This window comes from Cloacibacillus sp., from assembly GCA_036655895.1.
In the GTDB taxonomy this organism is placed as follows: Bacteria; Synergistota; Synergistia; order Synergistales; family Synergistaceae; genus JAVVPF01.
The window spans coordinates 14,334-35,569 of record JAVVPF010000017.1; the positions used below are offsets into that span (position 1 = coordinate 14,334).

General features: G+C 55.6%; 25 protein-coding genes. All 25 read left to right on the forward strand.

Features of this window, described 5'->3' with window-relative positions; translation table 11 throughout:
• Window positions 1-22: 22 nt before the first annotated feature.
• Entirely contained in the window at window positions 23-3,709 is a 3,687-nt protein-coding gene (gene rpoB / locus RRY12_06815; GenBank protein ID MEG2184372.1) for a DNA-directed RNA polymerase subunit beta, read from the forward strand.
• On the forward strand, window positions 3,709-8,721 hold the full coding sequence (rpoC, locus tag RRY12_06820) for a DNA-directed RNA polymerase subunit beta' (protein MEG2184373.1): 5,013 nt from the start codon (window positions 3,709-3,711) through the stop codon (window positions 8,719-8,721). The genes rpoB and rpoC overlap by 1 nt, the downstream gene beginning before the upstream one ends.
• 188 nt (window positions 8,722-8,909) lie before the next feature.
• Window positions 8,910-9,116 (forward strand): ribosomal L7Ae/L30e/S12e/Gadd45 family protein, encoded by a 207-nt coding sequence (locus RRY12_06825; protein ID MEG2184374.1) that lies wholly within the window; start codon window positions 8,910-8,912, stop codon window positions 9,114-9,116.
• Between the two features lie 33 nt (window positions 9,117-9,149).
• Window positions 9,150-9,521, forward strand: coding sequence for a 30S ribosomal protein S12 (gene rpsL, locus RRY12_06830; GenBank protein ID MEG2184375.1), 372 nt, complete (start codon window positions 9,150-9,152; stop codon window positions 9,519-9,521).
• A gap of 28 nt (window positions 9,522-9,549) precedes the next feature.
• Complete coding sequence (gene rpsG, locus RRY12_06835; protein ID MEG2184376.1) at window positions 9,550-10,020, forward strand: 30S ribosomal protein S7; 471 nt, start codon at window positions 9,550-9,552, stop codon at window positions 10,018-10,020.
• Between the two features lie 43 nt (window positions 10,021-10,063).
• On the forward strand, window positions 10,064-12,130 hold the full coding sequence (gene fusA, locus RRY12_06840; GenBank protein MEG2184377.1) for an elongation factor G: 2,067 nt from the start codon (window positions 10,064-10,066) through the stop codon (window positions 12,128-12,130).
• A 35-nt stretch (window positions 12,131-12,165) separates the two neighbouring features.
• On the forward strand, window positions 12,166-13,356 hold the full coding sequence (gene tuf, locus RRY12_06845; GenBank protein MEG2184378.1) for an elongation factor Tu: 1,191 nt from the start codon (window positions 12,166-12,168) through the stop codon (window positions 13,354-13,356).
• 17 nt (window positions 13,357-13,373) lie between these two features.
• Window positions 13,374-13,682, forward strand: a complete 309-nt coding sequence (gene rpsJ, locus RRY12_06850; protein MEG2184379.1) for a 30S ribosomal protein S10 — start codon at window positions 13,374-13,376, stop codon at window positions 13,680-13,682.
• 30 nt (window positions 13,683-13,712) lie between these two features.
• On the forward strand, window positions 13,713-14,339 hold the full coding sequence (gene rplC, locus RRY12_06855; GenBank protein MEG2184380.1) for a 50S ribosomal protein L3: 627 nt from the start codon (window positions 13,713-13,715) through the stop codon (window positions 14,337-14,339).
• A gap of 17 nt (window positions 14,340-14,356) precedes the next feature.
• Window positions 14,357-14,980 (forward strand): 50S ribosomal protein L4, encoded by a 624-nt coding sequence (rplD, locus tag RRY12_06860; GenBank protein MEG2184381.1) that lies wholly within the window; start codon window positions 14,357-14,359, stop codon window positions 14,978-14,980.
• The gene (rplW, locus tag RRY12_06865) at window positions 14,980-15,276 is read left to right on the forward strand and encodes a 50S ribosomal protein L23 (protein ID MEG2184382.1); all 297 of its coding nucleotides are present in this window, start codon (window positions 14,980-14,982) and stop codon (window positions 15,274-15,276) included. Before rplD ends, rplW begins: the two co-directional genes overlap by 1 nt.
• A 21-nt stretch (window positions 15,277-15,297) precedes the next feature.
• Complete coding sequence (gene rplB / locus RRY12_06870) at window positions 15,298-16,122, forward strand: 50S ribosomal protein L2 (GenBank protein MEG2184383.1); 825 nt, start codon at window positions 15,298-15,300, stop codon at window positions 16,120-16,122.
• A 25-nt stretch (window positions 16,123-16,147) separates the two neighbouring features.
• Window positions 16,148-16,432, forward strand: a complete 285-nt coding sequence (gene rpsS / locus RRY12_06875; GenBank protein MEG2184384.1) for a 30S ribosomal protein S19 — start codon at window positions 16,148-16,150, stop codon at window positions 16,430-16,432.
• A 13-nt stretch (window positions 16,433-16,445) separates the two neighbouring features.
• Window positions 16,446-16,778: a 50S ribosomal protein L22 gene (rplV, locus tag RRY12_06880; GenBank protein MEG2184385.1), complete on the forward strand. Its 333-nt coding sequence runs from the start codon at window positions 16,446-16,448 to the stop codon at window positions 16,776-16,778.
• A gap of 14 nt (window positions 16,779-16,792) precedes the next feature.
• Window positions 16,793-17,467 carry a 30S ribosomal protein S3 gene (rpsC, locus tag RRY12_06885; protein MEG2184386.1) on the forward strand — a complete coding sequence of 225 codons (675 nt, stop codon included), beginning with the start codon at window positions 16,793-16,795 and terminating at the stop codon, window positions 17,465-17,467.
• Window positions 17,468-17,473: 6 nt separating this feature from the next.
• Window positions 17,474-17,893 carry a 50S ribosomal protein L16 gene (gene rplP / locus RRY12_06890; protein ID MEG2184387.1) on the forward strand — a complete coding sequence of 140 codons (420 nt, stop codon included), beginning with the start codon at window positions 17,474-17,476 and terminating at the stop codon, window positions 17,891-17,893.
• Window positions 17,894-17,895: 2 nt separating this feature from the next.
• The gene (rpmC, locus tag RRY12_06895) at window positions 17,896-18,111 is read left to right on the forward strand and encodes a 50S ribosomal protein L29 (protein MEG2184388.1); all 216 of its coding nucleotides are present in this window, start codon (window positions 17,896-17,898) and stop codon (window positions 18,109-18,111) included.
• Between the two features lie 6 nt (window positions 18,112-18,117).
• Window positions 18,118-18,408, forward strand: coding sequence for a 30S ribosomal protein S17 (gene rpsQ, locus RRY12_06900; protein ID MEG2184389.1), 291 nt, complete (start codon window positions 18,118-18,120; stop codon window positions 18,406-18,408).
• 1 nt (window position 18,409) lies between these two features.
• A complete protein-coding gene (gene rplN, locus RRY12_06905) occupies window positions 18,410-18,778 on the forward strand; it encodes a 50S ribosomal protein L14 (GenBank protein ID MEG2184390.1) in 369 nt (122 codons plus the stop codon).
• A gap of 12 nt (window positions 18,779-18,790) precedes the next feature.
• Window positions 18,791-19,117, forward strand: coding sequence for a 50S ribosomal protein L24 (gene rplX / locus RRY12_06910; protein ID MEG2184391.1), 327 nt, complete (start codon window positions 18,791-18,793; stop codon window positions 19,115-19,117).
• Between the two features lie 15 nt (window positions 19,118-19,132).
• Window positions 19,133-19,675 carry a 50S ribosomal protein L5 gene (gene rplE, locus RRY12_06915; protein ID MEG2184392.1) on the forward strand — a complete coding sequence of 181 codons (543 nt, stop codon included), beginning with the start codon at window positions 19,133-19,135 and terminating at the stop codon, window positions 19,673-19,675.
• 13 nt (window positions 19,676-19,688) lie between these two features.
• On the forward strand, window positions 19,689-19,874 hold the full coding sequence (locus RRY12_06920; protein MEG2184393.1) for a type Z 30S ribosomal protein S14: 186 nt from the start codon (window positions 19,689-19,691) through the stop codon (window positions 19,872-19,874).
• A 17-nt stretch (window positions 19,875-19,891) separates the two neighbouring features.
• Window positions 19,892-20,296 carry a 30S ribosomal protein S8 gene (rpsH, locus tag RRY12_06925; protein MEG2184394.1) on the forward strand — a complete coding sequence of 135 codons (405 nt, stop codon included), beginning with the start codon at window positions 19,892-19,894 and terminating at the stop codon, window positions 20,294-20,296.
• A gap of 15 nt (window positions 20,297-20,311) precedes the next feature.
• A complete protein-coding gene (gene rplF, locus RRY12_06930) occupies window positions 20,312-20,854 on the forward strand; it encodes a 50S ribosomal protein L6 (GenBank protein MEG2184395.1) in 543 nt (180 codons plus the stop codon).
• Window positions 20,855-20,870: 16 nt separating this feature from the next.
• Entirely contained in the window at window positions 20,871-21,236 is a 366-nt protein-coding gene (gene rplR, locus RRY12_06935) for a 50S ribosomal protein L18 (protein ID MEG2184396.1), read from the forward strand.

Sequence of the window (21,236 nt, forward strand, 5' to 3'; positions counted from 1 at the left end):
CTGGAATGGGGAGGATGCTCCCATGCAGGTTAGACAGACTTCGGGTAAAGCATTTGAACGGCGTGTTGTTTTTGGCAGGGAAAAGAATTTAATTGCACTGCCAGATCTGGTTGAGGTACAGCGCAACTCATACCGGTGGTTTTTTCAGGCGGAGACCGCGCCTGAAAAGCGTAATTCACAGGGGCTGCAGGAGCTTTTCGACGAAATATTCCCGATCGAAAGCTATGACGGCTCATTCGCGCTGGAATTAGTAAGTTATTACGTCGATCCAGTTCCGATCAGCCTGGATGAAGCCCGCAGCAGGGACCTTACGTGGTCGAGACCGCTGCGTGCGAAGATCCGCCTGATCAACAAAAAGAGCGGCGAAATAAAAGAAGAGGAAATCTATCTCGGCGATTTCCCCACAATGACGGATAGAGGAACATTCATCATCAACGGAACGGAACGCGTCGTGGTAAACCAGTTGGCCCGCTCGGCCGGCGTCTACTACAGCGCTGATCTCGGCATCCCCGGACAGGAGACCTTCGTAGCGAAGCTCATCCCTGACCGCGGCGCCTGGATAGAGTTTGACCTTGCGCCCGGAGAGCTGCTCTCCGTCAAGATAGACAACCGCAAGAAGATACCGGTCACTATGATGCTTAGAGCCTTCGGCATCCAGAGCACCGACGAAATCATCTCTCTCTTCGACGGCAAGGAGATCGAAAAGGATCTCGTTGGCGACGACGTGCGCGGAATGCTGCTCGCAGAGGACATTCTCTCCGCGGACGGCTCCGGCGTGGTTGAGATACGCAAGAACACAAGGCTCTCAAAGGAACACATGGAGGTTCTGTGGAACCACGGCCGCACGAAGGTGTGGGTGTGGGACATCGACCCCGCGCTTGCCGTCACCATCGAGCGCGACAACACCGACTCTCCCGACGCGGCTATGCTGGAACTCTTCCGCAAGCTGCGCCCCAACGAACCTGCGCGTATGGAAAACGCGCGCGAATATATCACGAGCATATTCTTCGACCAGCGCAGATACAACCTGGGCCGCGTGGGCCGCTACAAGATAAACCGCCGCCTGCAGCTTGACATTGCCAGCACGGAACGTCTTCTGACCGTTACGGACATCGTTTCAATAATAAAGGGCCTCATCCGTCTGCGTGACGGAGAGGAGCACATGGACGACATCGACCATCTCGGCAACCGCCGTGTGCGCGCGGTGGGCGAACTGCTGCAAAATCAGGTGAGGATAGGTCTGCTCCGCATGGAGCGCATAGCGCGCGAACGTATGACGACCACGCCGGACCTTGCCGCCGCAATGGCGAAGGACCTCATCAACGTGCGACCGATTTCGGCCGCGCTGCGCGAGTTCTTCGGCTCCGGCCAGCTCTCGCAGTTCATGGACCAGACGAACCCGCTTGCCGAACTTACGCACAGACGCCGTCTGTCGGCGCTCGGCCCCGGCGGCCTCTCGCGCGAACGTGCGGGATTTGAAGCGCGCGACGTCCACCATACGCACTACGGACGCGTCTGCCCTATAGAAACGCCGGAAGGCCCGAACATAGGCCTTGTCACGTCGCTTGCGACCTTCGCGCGTATCAATGAATACGGCTTTCTCGTCTGCCCGCGCCGCGCGGTGGTAGACGGGCAAGTCACGGAGAAGATCGTATATCTCTCCGCCGACGACGAGGACGAATACTACGTCGGACGCGCGGATATGCCGATGGACGACGATGGGCGCATCATCCCAAGCAGCACCGGCGGCATCTACGTGCGTCACCATGACAACACGATAGAGATAAAGCCGGAGGAGCTTGACTACCTCGACATTTCGCCGAAGCAGATAGTCTCCATCTCGACGGCGCTCATTCCGTTCCTTGAACACGACGACGCGAACCGCGCGCTGATGGGCTCCAACATGCAGCGTCAGGCCGTTCCGCTCGTATTCCCGGACTCGCCGATAGTAGGGACGGGCATTGAGCACCGCATAGCGAAGGACTCAGGTTCCTGCGTAGTTTCAAGACGCGCCGGTACGGTCTCCTACGTCGACGCGGACAGGATCGAGATAGACACGGACGACGGCGGACACGACGAATACAAGATGCCGAAGTTCAGGCGCTCCAACCAGGGCACCGTCATCCATCAGCGTCCTATAGTCTATACAAACCAGCATGTCGACGCCAATGAGATCATCGGAGACGGACAGGCCTGCGAAGAGGGCGAACTCGCTCTCGGACGCAACGTCGTAGTCGCCTTCGTCTCATGGGAGGGCTACAACTTTGAAGACGCCATCCTGCTCTCGCAGAAGCTGGTAAAAGAAGATTTCTACACATCTATACATATAGAGGAATACGAGGTCGAAGCCCGCGACACGAAGCTTGGCCCCGAAGAGATCTCGCGCGACATCCCGAATGTCGGCGAAGACGCTCTTAAGAACCTCGACGAAGACGGCATTGTGCGCGTCGGCGCCGAGGTCAAGGCGGGAGACATTCTGGTAGGCAAGGTGACGCCCAAGGGCGAATCCGACCAGTCGCCGGAAGAGAAGCTGCTTCGCGCCATCTTCGGCGAAAAGGCGCGCGAGGTGCGCGACACCTCCCTGCGCGTGCCGCACGGCGAGGGCGGAAAGATAGTCGAGATAAAACGCCTTTCCCGCGAAAAGAACAGCGAAGACCTCAGCCCCGGCGTCAACGAGGTGGTGAAGGTCTACGTCGCCCAGTTCCGTAAGATAACGGAAGGCGACAAGATGGCCGGACGTCACGGAAACAAGGGCGTCGTCTCTCGGATAATGGCGGAGGAGGATATGCCTTACCTTTCCGACGGTACGCCTGTCGACGTAGTGCTGAACCCGCTGGGCGTTCCGAGCCGAATGAATCTCGGGCAGGTGCTTGAAACTATGCTCGGCTTCGTCGCCATGCAGCGCGGATACAAGGTCGTAACGCCTGTCTTCGAGTCCGCTACGGCTGAGGACATAGCGCCCGACGTCAAGTGGATACAGGAGCACAAGTATCCCGAGATGCGCGACGACTGCAAGATCACCATCTTCGACGGACGCACCGGCGAGCCGATGGCAAATCAGGTCATGGTGGGCGTCATGTACATGCTGAAGCTGATCCACCTTGTAGACGACAAGATCCACGCGCGTTCAATAGGCCCGTACAGCCTTATCACCCAGCAGCCGCTGGGAGGAAAGACGCAGTTCGGAGGCCAGCGCTTCGGAGAAATGGAAGTCTGGGCGCTTGAAGGCTACGGCGCGGCTCACATGCTTCAGGAGATGCTGACGGTGAAGTCAGACGACATCCGCGGACGCCTAAAGACCTACGAACGTATCGTAAAGGGCGAGAACCTGGCGAAGCCCGGAGTGCCGGAATCGTTCCGAGTGCTCATAAAGGAACTTCAGGGACTTGCGCTCGACGTGGAGATAAAATACGCGGACGGCAGCTTCGGCGAGCTTGTGCTCAACGATGATGACGACGATAAGAACGTGCGCCACGTCTCGTTCAAGCCGGACTCAACTGTGGACGACTTAGACGCGGCCTTTGCGCCCGAGATGGCGTCTCCGGCGAAGGCCGCGGCGGGTGCGGGCGACGACCTCTTCCACGAGAGCGCGGCGGAATACAGCGCATTTGAGCTGCACGAGACCGACGAAGAGAAGGACGCCGCGATTTTAGGCGACGATTTATTTGAAAGCGGAACAAAAACCGGTGAGCAGGGGGATGAATATTAATGGCAAACGCAGGACATGAAATTGCCGGAGTAAGAATGAAGCTCTCCTCTCCCGAGAGAGTAAGGGAACTTTCCAGCGGAGAGGTCAAAAAGCCGGAAACGATAAACTACAGGTCGCTCCGCCCCGAAAAGGACGGCCTATTCTGCGAGCGTATCTTTGGCCCCATCAGGAGCTATGAGTGCGCCTGCGGAAAATACAAGCGCAGCGGTCCCAAGTTCCGCGGCGTCGTCTGCGAGCGCTGCGGAGTCGAAGTCACCGACAACCGCGTGCGCCGCGAAAAGATGGGCCACATCGAACTTGCGGCACCCGTTGTACATATATGGTACCTCCGCGGCATCCCGAGCCGCCTCAGCCTTCTGCTGGGCGCTTCTACGAAGGATCTTGAAAAGGTGGTCTACTTTGCGCCTACGCGCCGCAGGGAGAAGGTCTTCAAGGTCGTAAGCGAAGGCCGCAGGCCAGACCTCGCGCGCCGCGGCACGCTGATGACCGCCTCTGAGGAACGCATCCACCGCTTCTACGACCCTAAGTTCAAGGCTGAAGAGGCTTTCCGCGTCTCCAGAGTAGAAGAGGTGCCGGCTGAAGAGGGCGACATCGTAACGGCCGCTCAGGTGAGCCGTTTCCGCAGCGACTTCGGCGACGACCTCTTCAAGGTCGAGCCGGCCTACAGGATAATAAAAGACGACGCGGAGGACGGTTCTGCTGAGATAGTCTCCGATTCAAAGATGAAGGCCATGAAGGGCCGCGATCCCGAGCTTAGGGCGGAACGCGCAGTTCTCAACAATCAGGAGGCGTACATTGTAACGGCTGTCGTGCGCCTTCCGTTTGCGAAGAACGACGTCATCTCCGACACGGAGCTGCACCTCTATTCGCAGAAATATCCGAAGCGCTTTCTGACGGCGGAGGAGACGGAGACGATAGAGGATCCGTGCTACATCGTCATAGAGGGCGGAGAATCGCCCTTTACGCGCGGAGATATCGTAATCGAGCGCGAAGAGGCGATATGCGCGGCCTACGACAAAGGCTTCCAGGCTGGCATAGGCGCAGAAGGCGTATTCACGCTGCTTCGTCAGATAGACATAGACACGCTGGTGGATCAGCTCCGCGAGGAGATCGCGGAGAGCTCCGGCCAGAAAAAACGCAAGCTGGTAAAGAGGCTCCAGGTAGCGGAGGATTTCCGCAAGAGCGACTCGCGTCCTGAGTGGATGGTGCTTTCCGTGCTTCCAGTCATCCCGCCCGACCTTCGTCCTATGGTCCAGCTGGACGGCGGACGCTTTGCAACCTCCGACCTGAACGACCTCTACCGCCGCGTCATAAACCGCAACAACCGTCTGCGCAAGCTTCAGGAGCTTAAGGCGCCTGAGATCATCGTGCGCAACGAAAAAAGAATGCTCCAGGAATCCGTTGACGCGCTCATCGACAACGGACGCCGCGGCAAGGCCGTCCTTGGTGCGGGAAACCGACCGCTCAAGAGCCTTACCGACCTGCTGCGCGGCAAGAAAGGCCGTTTCCGCCAGAACCTTCTCGGAAAGCGCGTCGACTATTCCGGCCGTTCAGTCATCGTCATCGGGCCGTACCTGAAGATATACCAGTGCGGACTTCCGAAGCAGATGGCGCTTGAACTCTTCAAGCCGTTCGTCATGCATAAGCTTGTTGAAAGCGGACTCGCCCCCAACGTAAAGAGCGCGCGCCGCTTCATCGAGCGCGGCCGCGACGAGGTATGGGGCATCCTTGAAGAGATAATCAAGGACCACCCAGTAATGCTGAACCGCGCGCCTACGCTGCACCGTCTCGGCATCCAGGCCTTTGAGCCGGTCCTCATAGAAGGAAAGGCCATCCGTCTGCATCCGCTCGTCTGCACCGCCTTCAACGCGGACTTCGACGGAGACCAGATGGCCGTCCACGTCCCGCTTTCTCTTGAGGCGCAGACCGAGGCAAGGGTGCTCATGCTCTCCTCCAACAACCTGCTCTCTCCGGCAAGCGGCAAGCCGGTCGTCACTCCGACGCAGGACATCATCCTCGGCGTCTATTACCTTACGACGATAACCGACGGCATGAAGGGCGAGGGAATGCACTTCCGCAATTTTGAAGACGTATTCGCGGCGCTCGACCATGAACTGGTACACGTCAACACGAAGGTCTACCTCAAAAAGGCGCCTGAGTGGGAGTGCGAAACGATAGACGGAAAATGGATAGAGACATCGCCGGGCCGCGTGCTGTTCAACAACGCGCTGCACCCGGGCTTCCGTTATAAGAACGAAACAATAAACAAGAAGGAAATGGGCAAGCTGCTCGACGACGCCTACGACAAGGTTGGGCAGACCGGAATGGTCAATATGCTCGACGCTTTGAAGACGCTAGGCTATCGCTGGTCCACAGTAAGCGGCATAAGCCTCGGCGTCGGCGACGTCATCGTGCCTAAGGAAAAGAAAGAGATACTTTCCAAGACGATGGACGTTGAAGAGGATCTCACGGCTCAGTTTGAAATGGGCATCCTCACCGAAGACGAATATATGCGCCAGAAAGACATACTCTGGTCCGACGCGGGACGCAACATCGCCGACAGGATCATGGACAGTATGGAGATGGGCAACCCTCTGCGCATCATGGTCGACTCTGGTGCTCGAGGCTCCCGCGGACAGGTGGCTCAGATGGCCGGCATCCGCGGCCTCATGGCCGACCCGTCGGGACGCATCATACGCTACCCGATAGTCGCTAACTTCAAAGAGGGGCTCAACACGCTGGAATACTTCATTTCAACGCACGGCGCCCGAAAGGGGCTTGCCGACACCGCCCTTCGTACCGCTAAGTCCGGCTACCTGACGCGCCGCCTCGTCGACGTCGCGCAGGACCTCATCGTCATGGACGAGGACTGCGGCACGCATCACGGCGTCGAAATACGCCCGCTGCTCCAGCAGGACGGCAAGGCCACCATCTCAATGACGGAACGCCTCGCGGGACGCATAAGCCTCGAAGATGTGAAACATCCCGAGACCGGCGAGCTGCTGCTTGAAAGAAACGAAGAGATCAGCGTCGAAAAGGCGAAATATATAGACTCCTTGGGCGTCACCTCGATATGGGTGCGCAGCCCGCTCACCTGCGGACTTCGCCACGGCATCTGCCGCACCTGCTACGGGCGCGACCTTGCCACCAGAAAGCGCGTCGCCATCGGAGAATCAGTAGGCGTAGTGGCGGCCCAGTCCATCGGAGAACCCGGCACGCAGCTTACGATGCGTACCTTCCACACAGGCGGCGTACGTCAGTTCACCGGAGAAGACATCACGCAGGGCCTTCCGAGGATCGAGCAGCTCTTTGAAGTTCGCCGTCCCAAAAAGGTCGCAATCTTGGCCGAAGATACAGGCACCCTGATAGAGATCCGCGAGATGGACGGAAAGCGCAAGCTGATACTGTCAAAGGAAAAGGAAGACGGCACGGAAGAGCGCGTATCATACAACATCCCCGCCTCCCAGAACCTCCTCTCCGGCATCGAAGAGGGCGCTCAGATAACGAAGGGCCAGCTGCTCACTGAGGGATACATCGACCCGCAGCAGCTCCTTGAAGTCGAAGGCCTTGAGGCCGTTCAGCACTATCTGCTTGACGGCATTCAGGAGGTCTATCGTTCACAGGGCGTCTCCATCAACGACAAGCATATAGAAACGATCCTCCGCAAGGTCGCGCCGGTAAACAGAGTGCGCGTCCTCAAAGAGGGAGACAGCGCCTTCGTCTCTGGCGAGCTCGTCTGGAAAGAGGACCTTGAAAAGTCCATAGACGAGATATGCCGCGAGAACGAAGAATCGCTTGCCGTCTCATACAACTTCCTTAAGGACTTCAAGAGCCTTGACCTTCCCGGCGAAGGCGAGACGGACCGCGGCGGCGTCATTAGCGGTTCTCTGAAAGCGGAACTTGAAACCATCCTCCAGTCCGGCGGCGCCGAGACTGAAATGGCGGGAGACGACGGACATGGCCCCGTGCGCGTCATAATCGGCGAAGCCAACTTCCGCCGTATGCTTGACGGCATGGAGATAATCGGTGATTTCGTAGACGCCGAAAGCGGAGAAACTCTCGTTGCCGACGGCACGAAGCTCGCCTTTGCGGAGCTTTCGACAATAGTTTCTGCGAAGCCTGTTCCCATCCAGGCGCGCGACATGAAGCTGCTTGAAGAGTTCAAGGGCAAGGCGTGGTTTGCGGCGGACGTCGAAGACGGCGCGCGTATACTTATCAAGGCCGACATGCCCCTTGACGACGAAGCGGTCGCGCTGATAAGAGAACACAACGTGCGCCAGATAAAACTCTGGAAGGCGCCCGAAGTGCTCAATATCACAGACGCGATGCACCACGTGCTCATTGAGCACTTCTTCGGCAAGCCGGTCACTCAGGCCTTCAACGCAGACGGCGAGATAATAACGGACATCCCGCACGTCATTGACGGTTCGGTTGTACGCGGCATCGTCGAAGGCGCGATCTCCGGCGTCGAAAGCGAAGACCTCATCCTTACAAAGGAGCGCGTGGTCAAGCTTCTCCTTACAGAAAAGGCTCTCGGCAAGATCCTTCTTGAACCGGTATACGGCAAGGACGGCAAACTTGCGGCCGACGCGGCGCAGGAGATAACCAGCTCCGTCATTGACAAGCTCGCGGCGTCCGGCGCTGAAAACGTCACGCTCCGCTCAAAGGCTGCCGCCTCGGAATACAAAAAACTGATACAGAGGCTCTCGTTCGTGCGCAGACTGCGCGAAGAACCGCAGTGGCGTCCCGTCGTACACGGCGTTACAAAGGCCGCGCTTGCGACAGACAGCTTCCTCTCCGCGGCGTCGTTCCAGCAGACGGCGCAGGTCCTTGCGGCAGCCGCCGTAAGAGGAGATGTGGACAGCCTCGTCGGCCTGAAAGAGAACGTCATCATCGGACTTCTCATTCCCGCCGGAACCGGCATCGAACGTCACCGCCGTGTAGAGATCACCGAAGTGGCCGACACTCCGGCCGCAGAAGACGAAGCGCTCGCAGTCTCCTTCAAGGGGTAAAAAAGCAAAGAAGCGACCGCGGATGCTTAATTTTTAAAAAATAGAAATATTTAAAAAATACAATGGCGGAAGACGCGTGTTTTATTGACACATGCGTCCTCCGCTGTTATTATATATCGGTGCGACTTTGCACAGGAGGTGTTCGTGTGCCTTTAAGTGAATTATCCTCCTCTCCGAGAAGCGCGGGTTTGAGCAGCGTCCTGCGGAAGCTCTCGAGAGGCGAAGTTACAAAGGTCTTTATCGCGCAGGACATCGACGAGAAACTTGCGGCAACGATAAAAATCGCGCTATCGGAAAAGAATATCCCCGTGGAGTACGCGGAGAGTTCACAAATGTTGGGAAGAGCCTGCGCGCTCAGTCGAAAGACGGCGGTAGCGGCAATTCTAAAAAAGTAAAAATAGTCATTACTAGGGAAAGGAGGGAGCTATTTGCCAACAATTAGCCAGCTTATTCGCAATGGCAGAGAAGAAAAGAGACGCACATCAAGCGCGCCTGCTCTTCAGGAGAATCCGCAGCGCCGCGGTGTTTGCACCCGCGTCTATACAGTGACGCCTAAGAAGCCTAACTCTGCTCTTCGTAAGGTCGCCCGTGTGCGCCTTACAAACGGAATCGAAGTTACAGCTTATATTCCGGGCGTCGGTCACAACCTTCAGGAGCACTCTGTAGTGCTTGTACGCGGAGGCCGTGTAAAGGACCTGCCTGGTGTCCGTTATCACATCATCAGAGGCACGCTTGACTGCGGCGGAGTTGAAAACCGTCGTCAGAGCCGTTCGTGCTATGGGGCCCGCAAGCCGAAGTAATAAGATATTTAATGGGAGGTAGTTTTTTATGCCGCGTAAAGGACATGTAAAAAAACGCATCACACCGCCCGATTCAGTCTATGCGAACCCCGCAATAGCAAAATTCATCAACTGCCTTATGCTCGGCGGTAAAAAGAGCACAGCAGAAAGAATTTTGTACGGAGCACTGGATCTGGCCGGAAGCAGACTCAGCATTGAGCCTGCCGAAGTATTCGATAAAGCGATGACCAACGTTCGTCCGCTGGTAGAGGTTCGTCCTCGCCGCGTAGGCGGAGCCACCTATCAGGTACCTGTAGAAGTAAAGCCCGAAAGAGCTCAGGCCCTGGCCATTCGCTGGATAATCAATTTCTCCCGTTCACGTAAAGGCATCCCCATGGTGGAACGCCTCGCCCGCGAACTTGGAGACGCCTGCAAAGGCGAAGGCGGTTCTGTAAAGAAGCGCGAAGATACGCACCGCATGGCGGAAGCCAACCGTGCGTTTGCACATTACCGTTGGTAGTGGCAAGTAATATAAATTCTGATTTAGTTTGGTGGTGTTGACGATGCAGGGCATCGACTTAAGTAAAGTGCGCAATATCGGAATAGCTGCGCATATAGATGCAGGTAAGACGACGACTACAGAGCGTATCTTATTCTATACAGGACGTAAGCACAAACTCGGCGAAACACACGAGGGCGCGGCTACAATGGACTGGATGGAACAGGAGCGCGAGCGTGGTATTACTATCACATCGGCGGCAACTACCTGTTTCTGGGACGATTGCCTTGTTAACATAATTGATACGCCCGGGCACGTAGACTTTACAGTTGAAGTAGAGCGTTCAATGCGTGTCCTTGACGGCGCTGTCTCCGTTTTCTGTGCTGTCGGCGGCGTTGAGCCGCAGTCAGAGACAGTCTGGCGTCAGGCCGACAAATACGGTGTTCCAAGAATAGCTTTCGTCAACAAAATGGACAGGGTAGGAGCCGATTTCTTTGCCGTTGTAGACCAGATGCGCAAGCGTCTTGGCGCAAAGGCAGTTCCAATTCAGATCCCCATCGGAGTGGAAGACGGCTTCGCAGGAATGATCGACCTCGTACACAAAAAGGCGATCATTTACGATGACAGCCTCGGTACGGAGTTCCATAACGCGGTCATCCCTCCTCAGCTTGAGGAAGAGGCTGACATTGCGAGAATGGAAATGATTGAGCTGCTCGCCGATTACGACGACGAAATGATGGAGTATTATCTCGAAGGCAAAGAAGTTTCCCTCGAAATGATAAAGCGCACCATCAGAAAGGCTACAATAAACCTTGACATCGTCCCAGTAATGTGCGGCTCGGCCTTCAAGAACAAGGGCGTTCAGCCCCTCCTTGACGCCGTCGTCTGGTATCTCCCCAGTCCGCTGGATATGCCCCCCGTCGTCGCAGTGGATCCCGACGACATAACGAAGGAAGTAGAGGTCAAAGCCTCCGCCGAAGCGCCGTTCGCGGCCCTTGCCTTCAAAATAATGGTCGACCCGTTCGTTGGAAGGATTGCCTTCTGCCGAGTCTATTCAGGGACGCTCACAAACGGTATGTCCATATATAATTCAACCACGCACAAGCGTGAGCGCGTAGGACGCATCCTGCGTATGCACGCCAACAAGCGCGAAGAACTCGAAAGCGCCCAGGCCGGACTCATCATAGCGATACCCGGACTGAAGCAGGTTCGCACGGGCGATACGCTCTGCGACGAAAAGCATCCCGTTCTTCTCGAAAACCTCATCTTCCCCGAGACGGTCATATCGCTCTCAGTTGAGCCTATGAGCAAGGCGGATCAGATAAAACTTGCAAAGGGCCTCGAAGCCCTCTCCGAGGAAGATCCGACCTTCCGCGTCTCCGTCAACGAAGACACCGGCCAGACGATCATCAGCGGTATGGGAGAGCTTCATCTTGAAATAATCGTAGACCGTCTGCGCAGAGAGTTCAGCGTCGAAGTTAAAGTTGGACGCCCGCAGGTCGCCTATCGTGAAGCCATCCGCAAACCCGCAAGAGCTCAGGGCAAGTTTGTCCGTCAGTCCGGCGGTAAGGGACAGTACGGCGACGTCGTCCTTGAGGTCGAGCCGATCGCCGAAGGCAGCGGCTTTATCTGGGAAGATAAAATAGTCGGAGGCGTTGTGCCGAAGGAATACATCCCAGCGGCACAGAAGGGCGTCGAAGAGGCCCTCAACAACGGCATTCTCGGCGGATACCCCGTCATCGGCATCAAAGTCGCCATAGTCGACGGCAGCTACCATGAGGTCGACAGCTCTGAAATGGCCTTCCGCATCGCGGGTTCAATGGCTATCAAAGACGCCATCCGCAAGGCGGACCCCGTTCTTATGGAGCCCATAATGAACGTGGAAGTCGTAGTTCCCGAAGAATATATGGGCGACGTCATAGGCGACCTTTCCTCACGCAGAGGCAGGGTGGCGGAGATGGGCGTCCGCGCGAACGCGCGCATCGTCAAATCATTCGTTCCGCTCGCATCAATGTTCGGTTACGCGACAGACCTCAGAAGCAAATCATCAGGGCGCGCATCGTTTACAATGAGCTTCGACCATTACGAAGAAGTTCCGCGTAATGTCGCCGAAGAGCTTCTTAAGAATTAAATATATAGAATTACATCAAGGAGGTTGGATTTAAAATGGCAAAAGAGCATTTTCAGCGTAATAAGCCCCATCTTAACATAGGCACCATCGGCCATATCGACCACGGCAAGACGACGCTGACAGCGGCGATCACGAAGACCCTGGCCCGCCACGGCGGAGCGGACTTCACGCCGTTCGACATGATCGACAAGGCCCCCGAAGAGAGGGAGCGCGGCATAACGATCAACATCTCACATGTTGAATACCAGACAGAAGCGCGCCACTACGCGCACATCGACTGCCCCGGACATGCCGACTATATCAAGAACATGATAACAGGCGCGGCGCAGATGGACGGAGCCATCCTCGTCGTATCAGCGGCCGACGGCCCGATGCCCCAGACCCGCGAACACGTTCTTCTCGCGCGTCAGGTCAACGTCCCCGCCCTCGTAGTCTTCATGAACAAATGCGACATGGTAGACGACCCCGAACTTCTCGACCTCGTTGAAATGGAAATTCGCGACCTTCTCAACAAATACGAATTCCCCGGAGACGACATCCCCATCGTTCGCGGCAGCGCTCTGAAAGCCCTTGAATCAGAAGCCGACAACGACTGGACGCAGAGCATCCTCGACCTCATGCAGGCATGCGACGACTACATCCCGGCTCCTGAGCGCGAAGTCAACTTCCCGTTCCTCATGCCCATTGAAGACGTCTTCACCATCACCGGCCGCGGCACAGTCGTAACCGGCCGTGTAGAAAAAGGCATAGTCAAGCCTGGAGACGAAGTAGAGATCGTAGGCATCAAAGAGACGCGCAAGACAGTCGCCACGAGCCTTGAAATGTTCCGCAAGATCCTTGACGACGCGGAAGCCGGAGACAACGTAGGCATCCTTCTTCGCGGCATAGGCAAAGAAGACGTCGAACGCGGACAGGTCCTCGCGAAGCCGGGCAGCATCAAGCCGCACACGCACTTCAAAGGCGAAGTCTACGTTCTTAAGAAAGAAGAAGGCGGACGCCACACCCCGTTCTTCAGCGGATACAAACCGCAGTTCTACTTCCGCACCACCGACATCACAGGCGAGATCAAACTTCCTGACGGAGTCGAAATGGTAATGCCGGGAGACAACAGCACATTTGAAGTCAACCTCATCGCGCCGATAGCGATGCAGGAAGGGCTCCGTTTCGCAGTCCGCGAAGGCGGCCGCACAGTCGGCGCCGGCGTCGTAACTGAGATCATCGCATAGAGCCCCGGGAGGGTAATATTTTGGCAAAGAAAATCCGCATAAAACTGAAGGCATTCGACCACCGCGTACTTGACGCCTCCGCGACTCAGATCGCGGACACGGCGCAGCGTACCGGAGCCAGAGTATCCGGCCCCGTGCCCCTTCCGACAGAGGTAAACCGCTTTTGCGTGCTAACCTCACCGCATGTCGACAAGGACGCGCGTGACCAGTACGAGATCAGGACGCATAAGCGCCTGATCGATATAATCGACCCAACGCAGAAGACAATGGAGGCTCTTATGGAGCTGAATCTGCCCTCTGGTGTTGATATACAGATCAAGCTCTAAGCTTAAGATCTAAGAAGGAGTGAAACGTTAATGAGTATGGGGATTCTGGGCCGCAAGGTAGGGATGACCCAGGTCTTCGACGAAAACGGCAAGGCGATACCTGTGACAGTAGTAGAAGCAGGGCCCTGCACGATCGTTGAAATCCGGACACCTGAAAAAAACAGTTACAGCGCAGTGCAGCTCGGTCTCGGAGATGTGAAGCCCGTCAGGCTGACAAAGCCGATGAAGGGTTACTTCGAGAAACAGAGCGTAGCGCCCAGGCGCTGGCTGAGGGAGTTCCGCGTGGATGACACGAAGGACTACCAGGTGGGACAGGAGATCACCGTTTCTCTGTTCCAGAATGGTGACGTTATCGACGTCACCGGCGTAAGCAAAGGTAAGGGATACGCGGGCGTTATCAAGCGCCATGGCTTCGGCGGGACACCGGCGAGCCACGGACACTCGGTTACGCATCGTCACCCCGGTTCAATAGGATGCAGCAGCTTCCCCGGCCGTGTAATGAAGGGCCGGAGGATGGCGGGTCACATGGGCAGCGAGCGCGTCACCACCAAGAACCTCAAAGTTTTTGGTATTGACGAAGAGAACAACCTTCTTCTCATCGAAGGTCCCGTTCCCGGCGCTAAAGACGGCCTTGTGATGATCCGCAAGACTGCTTAATAGGGAGGCAGAAGACAATGCCTGTAATTAAAGAGGTAAATTTTAAAGGCGAAGTTATCGGAGAGATGACTCTTTCCGATGCGGTCTTCGGAGCCCCGGTCCATGTGCCGGCCATGCACCAAGTTGTGGTCGCGCATCTGGCTAACTGCCGTGTTGGAACTCACAACACGAAAGACCGCGGAGATGTCCGCGGCGGCGGTAAAAAGCCCTGGAGACAGAAGCATACAGGTCGTGCCCGCGCCGGCAGCTCACGCTCGCCGATTTGGGTAGGCGGCGGAGTGGCCCACGGTCCTCACCCGCGCGATTACCACCAGAAGGTCAATAAAAAGGTTCGCCGCATCGCGCTTCGCAGCGCGCTGACGCTCAAGGCTCAGGCGGACAACATGCTGATCATCGAAAGCTTCGGAATCGAAGCCCCGAAGACAAAGACGATGCTTGAATTCCTCTCTGCAGTGCAGAGCGGCAAAAAGCCCCTTCTTGTCCTTCACGAGACGAACATGCCTGTCGTAAAGTCAGCCGCGAACATTCCCGGCGTCTATGTGCAGCATGTCGACAGCGTAAACGTTTACGACCTTCTTAATCACGATCAGTTGATTGCAACTCCGGAAGCAATTAAGAAGCTCGAGGAGGTATTTGCATAATGAACGCGATCGCATATGATATAATAGTCCGGCCCGTCATAACGGAGAAGACAAGCCGTCAGATGGAAATGGGACAGTATACCTTTGAAGTGCTCCCGAAGGCCAATAAGATCGAGATCCGCAAGGCCGTCGAAGAAGTATTCAAAGTCAAGGTTGTCAAGGTAAATACGATCCAGGTCCGTTCAAAACCGAAACGGATGGGCGCCTTTTTGGGTCGTTCTCGCTCTTGGAAGAAAGCAGTCGTAACGCTCGCAGCGGGCGAAAAGATAGCATTCTTCGAAGGCGCGGGCGCCTAGGCAGAAAGGGGAAACATCTAAATGGGAATTAAGAAATTTCGTCCCACTACGCCCAGCCGCCGTCAGATGGCGACGCCCGATTTCTCTGAGATCACAAAGGCGAAGCCGGAACGCAGCCTGGTAGCATCGCTGTCGCAGTCAGCGGGACGCAACAACAACGGGCGCGTCACAATGCGCCACCGCGGCGGTCGCGGAAGGATCAAATACCGCATAGTCGATTTCAAGCGTGACAAGTTCGGAGTGCCCGGCAAGGTCGCGGCGATCGAATACGATCCCAACCGTTCAGCACGCATCGCGCTCATTTCCTACAAAGACGGTGAGAAGAGATATATCCTTGCTCCCATCGGCCTTAACGTAGGTGATTCAATAGTAGCCGGAGAAGGTTCGGACATCCGCCCCGGAAACGCCCTTAAACTTAAGGACATTCCCGTCGGTACGGTCATCCACAACGTGGAGCTCGAACCCGGACGCGGCGGAGTATTGGTCCGTTCAGCAGGCGTTTCAGCTCAGCTCATGGCCAAAGAGGGCAAATATGCCTTCGTGCGTATGCCTTCAGGCGAACTTCGTCTCATCCTGCTTGAGTGCATGGCGACGGTAGGCCAGGTAGGCAACGAAGAGCATGAAAACGTCGTCTTCGGTAAAGCGGGCAGAACTCGCTGGCTCGGGATTCGTCCGCATATTCGCGGTATGATTCAGAACCCTGTCGACCATCCTATGGGCGGAGGCGAAGGCAAGAGCAAGTCGCACAAGCATCCTGTCTCACCGTGGGGTACTCCGGCAAAGGGTTACCGTACCCGCAAGCGTAAGCCGTCGGATAAGTTCATCGTCCGCCGCCGCAAGAAGTAGCCCGGATCTGTAGGAGGTAAATCAGATGGCTCGTTCACTAAAAAAAGGACCCTACGTAGACGCGAAGCTTCTTCGCAGGGTAGAGAACATGAACGACTCAGGCAAGAAGATCGTTATAAAGAGCTGGGCCCGCGCCTGCTCGATCACGCCTGAAATGGTCGGACACACAATAGCTGTGCACAACGGCCGCATTCATGTTCCTGTTTACATCAGCGACAATATGATAGGACATAAGCTCGGTGAGTTTGCGCCTACCCGTAAGTTCGGCGGACACGCCGGACAGGAACGCTCCACAAAGGTAAAGAAGTAGGAGGCCGCGAGGGATGGAAGTAAAAGCATCGGCAAAGCAGATCCGTATTTCTGCAAACAAAGTCCGCAGAGTCCTTGCGCTCGTCAGAGGTAAAAGCGCCTCTGAAGCGCTCTTGATTCTTAAATATACTCCGAATAAGCCGGCAAAATATGCTGAGAAGGTCCTGCAGAGCGCGGTAGCGAATGCAGAGCACAATCACGGCCTTGACATGGATAAGCTCATCGTCAAGACAGCCACGGCTGATCAGGGAGCGTACATGAAGCGTTTCCGCCCCGTATCAATGGGCCGCGCTCATGCGTTCAGACATCACACGTGCCATATAACTATGGTCGTGTGTGAAAAGTAAGGAGGGGTGACACGGTGGGTCAGAAAGTTCACCCGGTAGGTTATAGACTTGGCGTTATCTACGATTGGGAATCCCGCTGGTACGCTGACGGAAAGAAATATGCGAAGTATCTGCACAAAGACCTCGAGCTCAGAAACTGGATCAAAAAGCGTTGGGCTCAGGCGGGCGTAAGCCGTGTAGAGATAGAGCGTATTGGCGATGTCATGCGTTTCACAGTTTGGACCGCCCGGCCTGGTGTTGTAATTGGCAAGCAGGGAGCAGAGATACAGGCAGTTCGTGAAGAACTTCAGGCGATGACCGGCAACCGGGTAATGATAAATATCCAGGAAATGAAGAACCCGGACGTTGAGGCGCAGGTAGTTGCCGAAGGCGTTGCATCTTCACTGGAGCGCAGAATCAGCTTCCGTCGCGCAATGAAGCAGTCAATCTTCCGCGCGATGAAATCAGGAGCGAAGGGCATCAAGATCCAGTGCGCAGGCCGCTTAGGCGGTGCTGAAATCGCGCGCACGGAGTGGTACCTTGAAGGCCAGCTCCCCCTGTCAACACTGAGAGCCGACATCGACTACGGCTTCGCAGAGGCTCATACCATCTACGGAGTTATCGGCATCAAGGTGTGGATATACAAAGGCGAGGTAATGGAGCGCAAACCGATCTTCGACACCGAGCCCGCAGCAAAGGAGAGGGGGTAACATCTGATGCTTGCACCGAAAAGAGTAAAATACCGCAAGCCTCACCTTACAGCTCTCCGCGGTTACAGCAAAGGCGCCGTTAAGGTAGATTTCGGCGAGTTCGGCCTTCAGGCCTGCGAAAACGGATGGATCTCAGCGCGTCAGATCGAGGCAGTCCGTGTAGCGATAAGCCGTAAGATGAAAAAAGGCGGAAAAATCTGGATAAGAATTTTCCCTGACCGTCCGGTCACGGAGAAGCCGCTTGAAACACGTATGGGTAAAGGAAAAGGAAACGTGGAATACTGGACAGCAGCGGTAAAGCGCGGCCGCGTCATGTTTGAAATAGCAGGCGTACCCCGTGATGTTGCTGAACAGGCATTCCGTACTGCATCGTTCAAACTGCCCATCAAGGTAAAAATGTTAACCCGAGAGGGAGCAGGTGAATAGTGATGGATCCCAAGGAACTTCGAGATCTCAGCGTATCTGAGCTAAAAGATAAGCACAAGCAGTTTAAGGAAGAGCTGTTCAACCTCCGTTTCCAGAATGCGATCGGACAGCTTAAAAATTCAGGAAGAATCAAAGACGTCAAAAAGACAATCGCCCGCATCCTTACGGTCATCACCGAAAAAGAGATGGGCATTGATAACTCAGGAGCAAGGAGGTAACCGGCGATGGAAGAGCGCAAAGCACATCGTAAAGTCCGTACCGGAATAGTGGTCAGCGACAAGATGGAAAAGACCATCGTCGTTCGCCTGGACCGTATGGCAAAGCATGGCCTCTACGGCAAGCCTGTTCTTCGTTCAAAGAAGTTCATGGCTCACGACGAGAGCAACAACTGCCGTATCGGGGACAAAGTAATGATAGGTGAGACCCGCCCCCTGAGCGCCAACAAGTGCTGGGAAGTCCTCGAGATAATCGAGAGAGCCCCGATACTCGGCGCAACGGAAGAGGAGGACCAGTAGTATGATACAGCTGCGTACAGTACTTAACGTAGCCGACAACTCCGGCGCGAAAAAGATCCTCTGCGTACAGGTCAGAGGCGGCAGCTTCCGTAAGGTCGGCACCATCGGCGACGTAATCGTAGGCGCCGTGCGTGAAGCGGCCCCTAACGGAAACATCAAGAAGGGCGACGTCGTAAAGGCCGTCATCGTAAGGACGAAAAAGGAGATCCGCCGCAAGGATGGCTCCTATGTCCGCTTCGACGACAATGCGGCCGTAGTCATTGACGCCAACGGCGACCCCAAGGGAACACGTATTTTTGGCCCTGTGGCCAGGGAACTGAGAGAAAAGAAATATATGCGAATCGTCTCTCTGGCGCCCGAAGTTGTATAGGGGGAAAACGCCATGTCTAAAATGAGAATCAAAAAGGGAGACCGCGTACGCGTCATCTCCGGAAAAGACGCCGGTAAAGAGGGAAAGATCTTAAGCCGCGACGTTCAGAAGGACAGAGTAGTAGTTGAGAAGGTAAACTTTGTCACAAAGAGCGTCAAGCCGACACAGAAGGATCCCCGCGGCGGCCTCGTCAAGAAGGAAGCAGCTATCGCCGCTTCAAAGGTAATGCTTGTCTGCCCGAAGTGCGGCAAAGCGACCCGCGTTTCACGCGCCTTCCTTGACGACGGCAAGAAAGTCCGTATCTGCAAACAGTGCGGCGAAATCATTGATAAGGCATAAGGAGGAGGGACTGATATGACTCCGCGTCTTTTAACGAAATACACAGAAGAAGTCCTTCCCCGTTTGAACGATCAGTTCAAATATAAGAACGTCATGGAAATGCCCCGTCTCGTCAAAGTTGTCATCAACATTGGCGTAAACGAAGCAAAGCTTGACCAGAAATATATGGACGCCTCCATCAACGAGCTGACCATAATTTCAGGACAGAAGCCCATGATGAAGCGCGCAAAGAAATCCATAGCCGGATTTAAGGTTCGCGAAGGAATGCCGGTTGCATGTGCGGTAACCCTGAGAAGCGACAGAATGTGGGAATTTGTGGATCGCCTTTTCAGCGTAGCGCTTCCCCGTATCAAGGACTTCCAGGGGATCTCGCCCAGAGGATTTGACGGCCGCGGTAACTTCAACCTCGGTCTGAGAGAGCAGCTCCTCTTCCCTGAGATCGACTACGATAAGGTCATCCGTCAGCGCGGCATGAACATCACATTTGTTACTACCGCGAAGACCGATGAGGAAGCCCAGGCCCTTTTAAAAGAGCTGGGCATGCCCTTCGCCCGTTAGGAAGGAGACGCTAATGGCCCGTAAAAGTATGGTGAACAAGGCGGCAACAGAGCCTAAGTTCAAAGTGAGAAAGTACAATCGTTGCCCTCTCTGTGGGCGTCCCCACGGATATATGCGCAAATTTGATATGTGCCGCTGCTGCTTCCGCAAGCTTGCGCGCGAGGGAAAAATCCCTGGCGTAGTCAAGGCTAGCTGGTAAGAAGGGAGGATCCTTTTATGCATATTACAGATCCTGTCGCGGATATGCTCACACGCATCAGAAATGCGAACGTGGTCTATCATGAGATGGTAGATATGCCTCTTTCCAAGCTGCGCCTCGAACTTGCGCGCATCTTGAAAGAGGAAGGTTATATCCGCAACTACAAGACAATTACAGACGCGAAACAGCCCATGCCGATCCTTAGGCTGACCATGAACTATGGTCCGCAGAAGGAAAGAGTCATCCAGGGCCTTCGCAGGATAAGCAAGCCGGGGCGTCGTATCTACGTCGCCAAAGATGAACTCCCGAAGGTCATGGGAGGACTTGGCATTGCGATAATCTCCACATCAGCAGGACTTATGACTGACGCCGCAGCCCGTAAAAGCGGACTTGGCGGAGAAGTCGTCTGCTATGTGTGGTAATGGAGGCGCTTACAAATGTCTAGAATAGGACGTAAAGTTATAGCGCTTCCGAAGGGCGTCGAAGTTAAGATAGACGGCCAGCATGTGACGGTCAACGGGCCCAAGGGCTCGCTTGAGATGGATGTGATGCCCAAGATCGCAGTCGTGATCGAAGATGGACTCCTCCAGGTCACACGCGAAAATGACGACAAGCAGGTCCGCGCAGCTCACGGAATGACCCGCGCACTTATCAACAACATGGTGAACGGCGTATCCGAGGGTTTCCAGAAGACGCTTGAGATCATAGGCGTAGGCTATCGCGCTCAGATGCAGGGCAAGAACCTCGTTCTCAGCCTTGGCTTCTCACACCCGGTCGAGGTCGTGCCTCCGGCAGGAATCGAATTCGCGTGTGACAGCCCCATCAAAATTGCAGTTCGCGGCATTGACAGACAGCTCGTCGGCCAGGTCGCGGCAAACGTTCGCGGGTATCGCCCGCCTGAACCCTATAAGGGCAAGGGCATCAGATACACCGGCGAATATGTTATCCGCAAGGCCGGTAAGGCCGGCGCCAAGAAGTAAGGCGAGGTGAAGGACGTTGATTAATAATCGCAGTCGTAATGAAATGCGGGAGCTTCGCCATCGTCGCCTCAGGAAACAGCTTTCAGGCACCGGTGCGCGTCCCCGTCTTGCAGTCTTCGGCAGCCTGAAGCACATCGTAGCTCAGGTGATAGATGACGAGAAGGCCTGTACATTGGTATCGGCCTCTACAACACAGGACAAGTTTGAAGAAGTTAAGGGCACTGGCAACATTGAAGCTGCAAAGGCTGTAGGCAAGCTCATTGCAGAGCGCGCCCTTGCGCACGGAATCACGGAAGTAGTCTTCGACAGAGGCGGCCATGTTTATCACGGCAGAGTCAAAGCCCTGGCAGACGCAGCCCGTGAAGCCGGACTGAAGTTCTAA